This is a genomic window from Stenotrophomonas sp. HMWF003 (genome assembly GCF_003061285.1).
Taxonomy (GTDB): domain Bacteria; phylum Pseudomonadota; class Gammaproteobacteria; order Xanthomonadales; family Xanthomonadaceae; genus Stenotrophomonas; species Stenotrophomonas maltophilia_AP.
Map to the genome: position 1 here is coordinate 1 of NZ_QAIW01000472.1, position 3,219 is coordinate 3,219.

A 3,219-nucleotide genomic window follows, 5' to 3' on the forward strand; every position below is an offset into this window, starting at 1 on the left:
GTTCAGTACCGGGCGCCTGCTGGCGGTCAACGACCGGCCGCCGCAGCGGCAGGAACGCCAGGACAACAGCAACGACGACGACGATGCCAACCGCCCGGTCAACTTCTCCTGGCGGCATGACTTCCCGCCGGCCAACACGCTGTTGAGTGGCCGCTACTGGGCCGCCGGCAGCACGGCGGCGGAGGCCTCGATCGAACAGGGCTGGGCCGAGCGCTACGGGATGAAGCTGGGCGACACGGTGACCCTGCAGATGGGCGAGCAGCAGCGCAGCTTCACCGTGACCAGCATCCGCAAGGCCGACTGGGATTCGTTCCGGGTCAACTTCTTCCTGCTGCTCAACGAAGGCGCGGTGGGCGATGCGCCCTACAACCTGATCACCGCCTTCCACCTGCCGCGTGCGCAGGCCACGCAGCTGGCCGCGCTGACCCGCGACTACCCGAACATCTCGCTGCTGGACATCGACGGCATCCTGCAACGGGTGCGCGAGGTGGTGGACCGGGTGACCCAGGCGGTGCAGCTGGTGATGGGCTTCAGCCTGCTGGCCGGGCTGCTGGTGCTGCTGGCCGCGCTGCAGGCCACGGCCGGCGAGCGCCGCTACGACAGCGCGGTGTTGCGCACGCTGGGGGCCACGCGCACGCAGTTGCGCGGGGCGGTGCTGGTGGAGTTCGGCGCGCTGGGGCTGTTGTCGGCACTGCTGGCCGTGGGTGCGGCGGCGCTGCTGGGCAGCGTGGTGGCGCGCCAGGTCTTCGAGCTGACCCTGAGCCCGCCGTGGGGACCGCTGCTGGCCGGCGGTGCGATCGGGGTGGGCCTGAGCATGCTGGCCGGCTGGTGGGGCACGCGGCGGATCCTGCACACCCCGCCCGCGCTGGCGCTGCGCGAGGTATGACGCCGGCGCGGCGTTCAGGCCGCGCTGACACGGTGGAGGGGCGTGCGGCGCTATGCTGCGCGCCCCTACCCCGACGAGACCGCCCGGATGCCCGGCACGCCGTTCACTGCTTACCTCTATCCGGTGCTGCTGCTGTTGGGCAGCAACATCTTCATGACCGTGGCCTGGTACGGGCACCTGAAGTACAAGAGCGCCCCGTTGATCACGGTGGTGCTGGTGAGCTGGGGCATCGCCTTCTTCGAGTACTGCCTGCAGGTACCGGGCAACCGGCTGGGCAGCGCGGTGTATTCGGCGCCGCAGCTGAAGGGCATGCAGGAAGTGATCACGCTGGTGGTGTTCGCGGTGTTCTCGGCGGTGTACCTGGACCAGCCGCTGAAGTGGAACCACTACGCCGCCTTCGGGTTGATCCTGGTGGCCGCGTTGTTGATGTTCAAGGAATGAGGGCAGCGCTGCCGAGCGCATGGAAAAGAAGCGCCCCATGGGCGCTTCTTTTTTTCGATCATCGGGTGGGCGACCTCAGCGGGCGGCGTCGGCCGGTGCCTTTTCCACCCATTGCTTGAACACCGCGTCGATCTGCGCGTCCTTCACTTTCTTGCCGTCCTGCAGGTCCTGGGCCTGGGTGAACAGCGGGATGATCATCGCCATGCCGTCCAGCTTCGTCTTCAGGTGCACGCCCGGGGCCTGCCCCAGGAAGCCGTCCCAACGCTGGCGCACCTTGGCCCAGTAGCCGGCGGTGGCGGTCCAATAGTCGTAGGCCGGTTTGAAGTCGACCTCGGTGGTCCTGTTGTAGTCGTTGAAGCCGAACTCGCGCGCGATCTCCTGCTGGCTGCCGTCGGCGCCGCGCAGGATCTTGGTGTTGAACTGCTCGTGCGTCCATCCGTTCGGGGTCAGCGTGTGGCGGTTGATCACCGCCAGTGCGTTGTAGTCGCTGCGCCGGGTGTACTCACGGCGCGGCAGCGGGCGCCAGCTCAGGTCGCTGGTCCAGGTGGCCACCCCGTTGTCGTAGACCCACTTTCCCGTGCCGCAGTAGCGCGGCGCGTCGCTCACTTCGTACACGCACTGGGTCCATGCACCGGCGTTGACCGCGGCCGGAACAGTACGCACCTGCCAGGTCTGGTCGGCGCTGAACTCGAAGCGGTGCGGTGCTTCGTACACCCAGTCCTGCCGCCAGTGCTTGGTCACGTGCCCGCTCTTGGGATCCACCAGCAGGTGCTGCAGGACCACCCGCGTCGGGCTGTCCTCCACCACGATCACCACCTCGTTGCCGCCACTGCGCACGGCCGGTGCGCGCTCGTAACCGGGCTTGAGCAGCACGGTTTCGTCGAAGGCGAAATCCACCACGTATTCGCCCTTCATCGCCACGATGCTGTCGTGGTCGCGCTGCGGGTTCGAGGGCTGGGCGTGGAGCATACCGCTGCTGGCAAGCAGCAGACACGCACTGGCTATCTGGCGTTTCATCCAAGGAGTTCCTTTAAGGTTGGCTTGCATCGCATCGTGTTGGTTACAGCCGCACCAGCGGCGGCGCACTGCGGTCCAGGGGGGCCAGCGCCTGGCGCGCCGCCGTGGCGCAGCAGCAGTCGTCGACCCACAGTTCACCGTCGGCGCCTTCCACCCGTGCAATCCGTCGCGCTGCTGTCGCGCCCAGGGCCGACAACGAGGCCAGGCTGGCCGACAGCCCCTGGCCGTCGTTGGCATGCAGGCGCAGCGCGCACATCCGCCACGGTTCACCGCCCAGGCGCGTGGCCAGGCGGCGCCACAGGCGCTCGGCCACGCCGCCATCGTTGACCGGCTCCGGGCGTGCCGGGAATGCCGTCACCAGCCGGTCCCAGGCCAGGAAGTCGCTGTCGGGCAGCAGGTACAGGCGCCAGCAGCAGCGTCCGCGTGCGTCGGCGAAACACAGGCTTTCGCGGATGCCCTCGCTGTCCATGCCCTGGCAGGCATGGGCCGACACCGCATGTTTCCAGCCGCCCAGCTCACTGCTGTCGGGCCGGTACAGGCACAGCACGGTGCCCAGCGCCGCCAGCTGCGCGGACGATGGCAGCGGTGCCGTACTGCGTGCACCGGCGAAGGAACGTACGGCAGACAGGGCTCGGCTCATGGCGGCTACCAGCTCACGGCTAGGCTGGCCGACACGGTGCGGCCAGGGTTGGTGAAACGATCGGCCACGCTGCTGGTGGAGACCAGCGACGAGGTGATCCCGGAATAATCGATGTAGCGGCGGTCGCCGAGGTTGAACACCCCGACGTTGATCTTCGCGCCCGGCGCGAAATCCCAATGCGCCATCAGGTCCAGCACGCCGTAGCCGGCCGGGGCGAAGGGCGTGGTGTTGGCTG

General features: G+C 68.3%; 4 protein-coding genes and 1 pseudogene. 2 read left to right on the plus strand and 3 right to left on the minus strand.

Going from position 1 to position 3,219, the window contains the following annotated elements; translation table 11 throughout:
- Both DBR34_RS21085 and DBR34_RS21090 read left to right on the plus strand, forming a co-directional pair.
- Positions 1-886: FtsX-like permease family protein (locus DBR34_RS21085; protein WP_128098231.1), on the plus strand; the 886-nt coding region annotated here is incomplete at its 5' end.
- 87 nt (positions 887-973) lie between these two features.
- Positions 974-1,327, plus strand: a complete 354-nt coding sequence (locus DBR34_RS21090) for a DMT family protein (protein ID WP_128098234.1) — start codon at positions 974-976, stop codon at positions 1,325-1,327.
- A gap of 75 nt (positions 1,328-1,402) precedes the next feature.
- Here the strand turns inward: DBR34_RS21090 and DBR34_RS21095 are convergent, their stop codons facing one another.
- From DBR34_RS21095 to DBR34_RS24505, 3 genes and pseudogenes are all read right to left on the minus strand, one after another.
- The gene (locus DBR34_RS21095) at positions 1,403-2,344 is read right to left on the minus strand and encodes a DUF6607 family protein (protein WP_128098232.1); all 942 of its coding nucleotides are present in this window, start codon (positions 2,342-2,344) and stop codon (positions 1,403-1,405) included.
- 43 nt (positions 2,345-2,387) lie between these two features.
- Positions 2,388-2,984, minus strand: coding sequence for a Hemin transport protein (locus DBR34_RS21100; protein WP_128098233.1), 597 nt, complete (start codon positions 2,982-2,984; stop codon positions 2,388-2,390).
- A 5-nt stretch (positions 2,985-2,989) separates the two neighbouring features.
- Positions 2,990-3,219 (minus strand): annotated as a pseudogene (locus DBR34_RS24505) (TonB-dependent receptor); the annotation flags it as partial.